5 protein-coding genes and 3 pseudogenes are annotated in these 5,463 nt (G+C 37.0%); 3 read left to right on the plus strand and 5 right to left on the minus strand.

Going from position 1 to position 5,463, the window contains the following annotated elements:
* Nucleotides 1–202: 202 nt before the first annotated feature.
* Nucleotides 203–751 (plus strand): annotated as a pseudogene (locus FD46_RS00350) (metal ABC transporter solute-binding protein, Zn/Mn family); the annotation flags it as partial.
* A gap of 238 nt (nucleotides 752–989) precedes the next feature.
* Nucleotides 990–1,631 carry an SDR family oxidoreductase gene (locus tag FD46_RS00355; RefSeq protein ID WP_057895221.1) on the plus strand — a complete coding sequence of 214 codons (642 nt, stop codon included), beginning with the start codon at nucleotides 990–992 and terminating at the stop codon, nucleotides 1,629–1,631.
* A 117-nt stretch (nucleotides 1,632–1,748) separates the two neighbouring features.
* On the opposite strand, the pseudogene FD46_RS00360 reads toward FD46_RS00355, so the two are convergent.
* Nucleotides 1,749–1,958, minus strand: a pseudogene (locus FD46_RS00360) (NUDIX hydrolase); the annotation flags it as partial.
* On the opposite strand from FD46_RS00360, the pseudogene FD46_RS00365 reads away from it, so the two are divergent.
* Nucleotides 1,944–2,189 (plus strand): annotated as a pseudogene (locus tag FD46_RS00365) (helix-turn-helix domain-containing protein); the annotation flags it as partial. The pseudogenes FD46_RS00360 and FD46_RS00365 sit on opposite strands and share 15 nt — an antisense overlap.
* 130 nt (nucleotides 2,190–2,319) lie before the next feature.
* Here the strand turns inward: FD46_RS00365 and FD46_RS00370 are convergent.
* The 4 genes from FD46_RS00370 to FD46_RS00380 all read right to left on the minus strand — a co-directional run bounded on the left by FD46_RS00370 (nucleotide 2,320) and on the right by FD46_RS00380 (nucleotide 5,358).
* Nucleotides 2,320–3,270, minus strand: a complete 951-nt coding sequence (locus FD46_RS00370; RefSeq protein ID WP_056992662.1) for a magnesium transporter CorA family protein — start codon at nucleotides 3,268–3,270, stop codon at nucleotides 2,320–2,322.
* Nucleotides 3,264–3,437 carry a site-specific DNA-methyltransferase gene (locus FD46_RS10475; RefSeq protein WP_235805515.1) on the minus strand — a complete coding sequence of 58 codons (174 nt, stop codon included), beginning with the start codon at nucleotides 3,435–3,437 and terminating at the stop codon, nucleotides 3,264–3,266. The genes FD46_RS00370 and FD46_RS10475 overlap by 7 nt, the downstream gene beginning before the upstream one ends.
* A 132-nt stretch (nucleotides 3,438–3,569) precedes the next feature.
* Nucleotides 3,570–4,139: a DUF536 domain-containing protein gene (locus FD46_RS00375; protein WP_056992660.1), complete on the minus strand. Its 570-nt coding sequence runs from the start codon at nucleotides 4,137–4,139 to the stop codon at nucleotides 3,570–3,572.
* A 283-nt stretch (nucleotides 4,140–4,422) separates the two neighbouring features.
* Nucleotides 4,423–5,358 carry a replication initiation protein gene (locus FD46_RS00380; RefSeq protein WP_057895222.1) on the minus strand — a complete coding sequence of 312 codons (936 nt, stop codon included), beginning with the start codon at nucleotides 5,356–5,358 and terminating at the stop codon, nucleotides 4,423–4,425.
* Between the last annotated feature and the right edge of the window lie 105 nt (nucleotides 5,359–5,463).

Genomic DNA, 5,463 nt, shown 5'->3' on the forward strand with positions numbered 1-5,463 from the left:
ATTCCTTATACACTTATATTTTGCAAAAAAGACAAGAAGATATTATTAATCGTCCAGGTTTCGTCATTTAGCCCTCTAAGAGCCTGCTGAGGGCTTTTTATTTTTCCTTTGGTATAAATATATATAAACAGTCTTAAAACCGCTAGAAACGAGAAATAAGGCCCTTAAAAACGAACATAGCCGCTAAATTCTTGTTAAGATTAAAAAGGAAGGAGACAACGAACATATCTGGTACGATCCGCGAACCATGCCAAAACTGGCCAATACCTTAGCTGATAAGTTTGCCAAGAAAGATCCAGCCGACAAAGCGACCTTCAAGGCGAATGCAAAAAAATACATCGCTTCACTGGACGATCTCAATACTTTGATCAACAAGTTGAAGTCGAAAGTAAATGGCCAACTCGTTGATGTCTCCGAACCTGTCTTTGGGTACGCGCTCGATTATCTGGGCTACAAAGTCAATGACGATCACTTCTCGAAGTCAACCGAAGACGGCACAGACTACAGCGCAAAAGATATCCATGGTATCGAAACCGATATTAAGGAAAAGAAAATTGCCTTCTTTGTCAATAACATCCAAGCAAGCTCAAAGACTGTCAATCAACTCGTCAAATTAGCTGAACAAAATAATGTGCCGGTTTTGAAAGTGACCGAGACATTACCTAAAGGCAAAAACTATCGGACTTGGATGACCAGCCAATACCAGCAACTTGAAAAAATTCAGGATCAAGCAACGAACAGCGCAAAATAGCATCACTTCTGGTCACAGGGGTTTATCATTCCCCAATGTTTCGGCAAAGCTCACCCTCTGTCGAAGTTTCGTTAATTGCTTTGATGACAAGATAAACCATATGCCCGGGCCAACAACACCGGACAGCACTTGACCAGAAGGAAGCCCGCGAATTTCTTCGCGGGCTTTTTTGATCGTTCCGCCCACAAATACCGGTGTTACAATAAAACTGTATTGGGAACAAGAAAGGAAGATTCAAATGGCAAATATCATGATCTTAGGCGCACACGGGCAAATTGCAACGTTAGCGCGGCATCAGTTGCTGAAAGAAACCGATCATCACCTGAGTTTGTTTCTACGCAATGCCGGGCGGCTGCAAGACGTCAATCCGCAACGGGAGACGGTGATTGACGGGGATGTCACCGACAACGCCAAGTTGACCAAGGCGCTTGCTGGCATTGACGTTGTCTATGCCAACCTTGGCAACAAGGGAATTGAAGATCAGGCAAAATCCGTCGTGAAAGCGATGGATGCTGCAGGTGTGAGTCGATTGATTTGGATTTCGACGTTGGGAATTTACGATGAAGTCCCCGGCGCTTTTGGCAAGTGGAATCATCAAATGCTTGATGGTGGTTATCTTGAAACCTACGCCGTAGCCGCCAAAGTCATTGAAAATTCTGACTTAAAATATACGATCATTCGGCCAGCTTGGCTTTCCAATAAAAACATTGTCAGTTATGAATTAACGGAAAAAGGCGAGCCATTTAAGGGCACAGAAGTCTCTCGGCGCAGCATCGCTGACTTCGTCGTCAAGCTGATTAACGATCCAAGCAAACACATCGGTGCTTCACTTGGCGTTGACCAACCTAACACCCAAGGCGATAAGCCTTCCTTCTATTAAAGTAACCAGTCATCGGCCAAATCAAAAAGAGTTTATTTCCGTGTTCATCACTGGGAAATAAACTCTTTTCTGTTGCCATGCCCTTTACTTGGCTATCAAAGTATTATCTTTTTAAACTCAATCAAACTTTGTCATCCAGTGACTAGCCGTATGTGCGTCAAATGCCATCTCAATGTCGGCCGGCAAATTGCGTTGTAGCGATAAGGGCACCTGAAGCGCTTGTTCTCGCGTAAAAAGTTGAACCTTTGCAGTTTCGATCCCGCTTTTTAACGCACGATTCTCCGGTAGACAAGCAATGAACATTTTGTACACATCTTGCGAACTTTGCTATCGGTTGCGGAGATGGAGCGTGATATGATTATCGAGCGTACGCAAGCCGTTAAAATATTTGCAAGGCAACACAATCCCAACTATAAGGAGGGTAGACCCAAAAGAAAAAAAGATAGCCGGAATATGGCTATCTTTGAATATTCTAACTCTCATACTGTGAAGGAAGCCGCTGAAGCTTTTAATATTTCTCCGCGCACAGTGCAATACATTAAAAAGCTATTTAGATAAATAACAAATACCACTGTCTATTTATATTACAATTCCTGACAAAAGCTATTAAATTATTGAAAGGAATCAGCCTTTTAAAAAGTCAACAAAGTAATTCTGCTTTAAATCATATTAGGGTATCACAAATACTTTACAAATATTTTTTGCGTCGCAACCAAAACCAGCAAATTAGGCTTAGTATAACAGAGATAATCAGCACAGCAAAAAAACCATAAGAAGATTTTTCAAACGGGACATCGACATTGATTCCCCAAAAACCAAAAATAATCGCTGGAATAGTCAAAACGATTGATATCTCTGTTAGCGTTTTCATAATCATGTTTAGCTGATACGAAAACATATTGTTTATCATATTTTCCAAATCATCCAAATATTGTCTGTAACCTAAAATAATTCTATCCATTGTGTCACTTGTATCGTATATCTCATCAATTATTTTTTTGGTGGTAAAATCAATATCATTAATAGTTGTGAAATTTTTTTTAATGAAATCCAGCGCTTTGTGATTAGCGCCATAAGTTGTTGACAAAGCTATCATGTATTTTTGAAGAGTCAATAAATCACCAAACGTTGGTCTGCGTGGACCGGACGTTGATATTTTTGAGTCTAAATCATCAATTTTTTCCTTGATTCCACGAAGTTCGTTAAGCATCACATAGAAATGTTTTTGCATGATCTTTAAAAGTACTTCCTCCATGAAATTATTGACATCACGTAAAACCATATTGGATAAGAGTTCGGGAATGAATTTTAATTTTTGTTTTGTAAAAATTATCAACTTATTTTTAAATACCAAGAAAACAACAGATGTCGTCAGATTATCTAGATGCCCACCTTCATGTATCTCGGGAAACAGAAAACTTACGAGCAAACTTTTTTCATCGTTCCGATCTATCATCGTGTCATATGCAACTCGATCATCAAACGTTAGTATATTGCCTATTTTAAAGTCATATTTATGTTCAAAAGATTCGATATATTCTCGTTCGTCACCATAAACATAAACAACAGAAGAATTTTTGATATTTGATTCTGACGAAACTAATAATGTATCTTTTGTTAAAGAATAAGTTTTCAGCATTGTAATCCTCCTGCTTTATATTTTTCCCAAAATTCTTTATATTCAAACATTTCAATAAATTGATTGAGTCTAAATACTTCAGTGTCAGCAATTTTTTCTACATAATTTTTATGTATTAAAGGATCTTTAAATAGCTTTGTCATCAATTCACGGTCAAATTTATCCAAGTCATTAATTACATTATTTCGTTTCAGAGAACCCCTTACTAGTTAAATACTTGTTTCCAAACTCTCCTAAAATACTTTTGACTTGAGACATTATCTTAGGTTCTATTTCCATTCTAATCCGCCCTTTAATTTTTACCAAAAATGCCACCAACTCTTATTGACTTTATTTTTATGTATTCTTTTTTTCTTTTCATCGACAATATGACTTTGATCTTGCTTGTCGTTTTCAGCATTGTCATGAATGGCATTAATACTATTCGACAAGGTATCGTCCTTGTCGTTTGATTGTTGCTGTTGAGTTGCACTAGAAGGTTCAAGCAATCCACTCAATTTCCGAATGTGCTCTTTTAATCGATGGTTTTCTGTTACCGTTGCTATCTGTAATTTTTGTTGCTGGTCTAAGGCTTGTTGTAAATTTGCAATTTGTTGATCTTTAACATCAAGTTGTTTCAGCAATATGTGATCAATCTTGTCGTTCTTGTCGTTCTTGTCGTTTTTATCTTGCTGATTTGGTTGTCGTTCTTGGCGTTTTTGCTTGTCAAAGTTAGCAAGCATTTTAACGCCTTGGTTGTCTATTTCTAGATGGTTTTTAACTTTGTAAGTGTGTTTGCTTCGAAAACCATTAATACTATTAATACGTTGATTAATACCTTGTTTTGATAATTTCAATTCTTCTGAAAGTTGTCGAATAGTCTTGCCCAATAGTTTCACCACCTAATTAATCCGCCTTAAATTATAAGTTAAAAACGACAAGAACACCAATCGACAAGCAAAGCTTAAACTTGGTTGTCGTTCTTGTCGTTTTTTAAACTAGGTATCAATCTTCAAGCTAAACTATAATTGATTTGGTTCTGGTTGTTGCCACCAATGAATGTTGCTTTAACAGCAAATATCCCGAATTAACAACAACTAAAGTTTGCATCTAGTTTTTTCCCTAATGGCTTGTTTTGATACACCAAACTCATCAGTAAGTTCTCTAATAGTTTTAGGCATGATTTCCAAACCCCTTTCGGAGTTCAGCAAGTACTTCTTGTCTTGTCTGATCTCTTATTGTTTTATCATGCTCAATCTGTCGTTCGGCTAAAATCTGTTTTTCAGTTGAGCCTAGTGGTAGGCCTTTAACTTTATCGGTAGCACGCCATTTTTCTTGTTCTGTTAATTCACCATTATTCTGGATATTAAAAAGTTTTTGACGCTCATCTTGGAACTTACCTTGAGAAAAGTCGTTTGCGTCTTTTCTTTCAGGCTTCCAAGTAAAAGTATAACCAATCACTGGTTTCCCACGACCTTTACCATATTTTTTTCGTATAGTTAGGCCTCTAAACAAAGGGGTTAGTTCTTCCTTAATTGGGCGAATAACCCTAGATTCAACGTTCGCAGGCTTACTCCAATAGCTTTGTGGAATATCTAGTAGTTCAAAGAAATCATTTTTAGAAAAATAAGCATAACCAGTGGTTCGGAATTGTTTAAGAATACGAAAAGTTGTTTTTGCGTAACTACTCTTTAAATCTCGGAACTCTGTCAAAGCATAACGAACCCAACTTTCGAGATTATTTAGAAGTTTCAACGCTTTGGGATAAATTTGAATATCAACATAAGGAACGTCTGCAGATCCCTTAATTTCAAATCGAGTGAACATGACAAACATCTCTCTATCAAGACCATCTTTACTTCGAGAGCCAAATCTAAGACCTAGTATTTTTTGATATGTACTTTGTATGTCATCAATAAACCGATTATTTGCGGTTGGCTTATAGGCACTTAACTCTTTTAACTGATCAAAGGTAAATCTAACAGTATTATCACCTTTATCACGCATTCTAGAAACTACAGAAAAGAACAAGTTCATTTCTACAGGAGTAAACCTTCGCAAGGGGATTGTATTTAATTCAGGGTCATATTTGACTAATTCATTGCTCATAAAATAACCTCCTTGAATAATACTACCTTATTTGAATACAGGAGTAAATAAATGTAGTCGATAAACAGACAAAATGTAGTCGATAAACAGACAAAATGTAGTCGA

This window comes from Liquorilactobacillus oeni DSM 19972, from assembly GCF_001436275.1.
Lineage (GTDB): Bacteria > Bacillota > Bacilli > Lactobacillales > Lactobacillaceae > Liquorilactobacillus > Liquorilactobacillus oeni.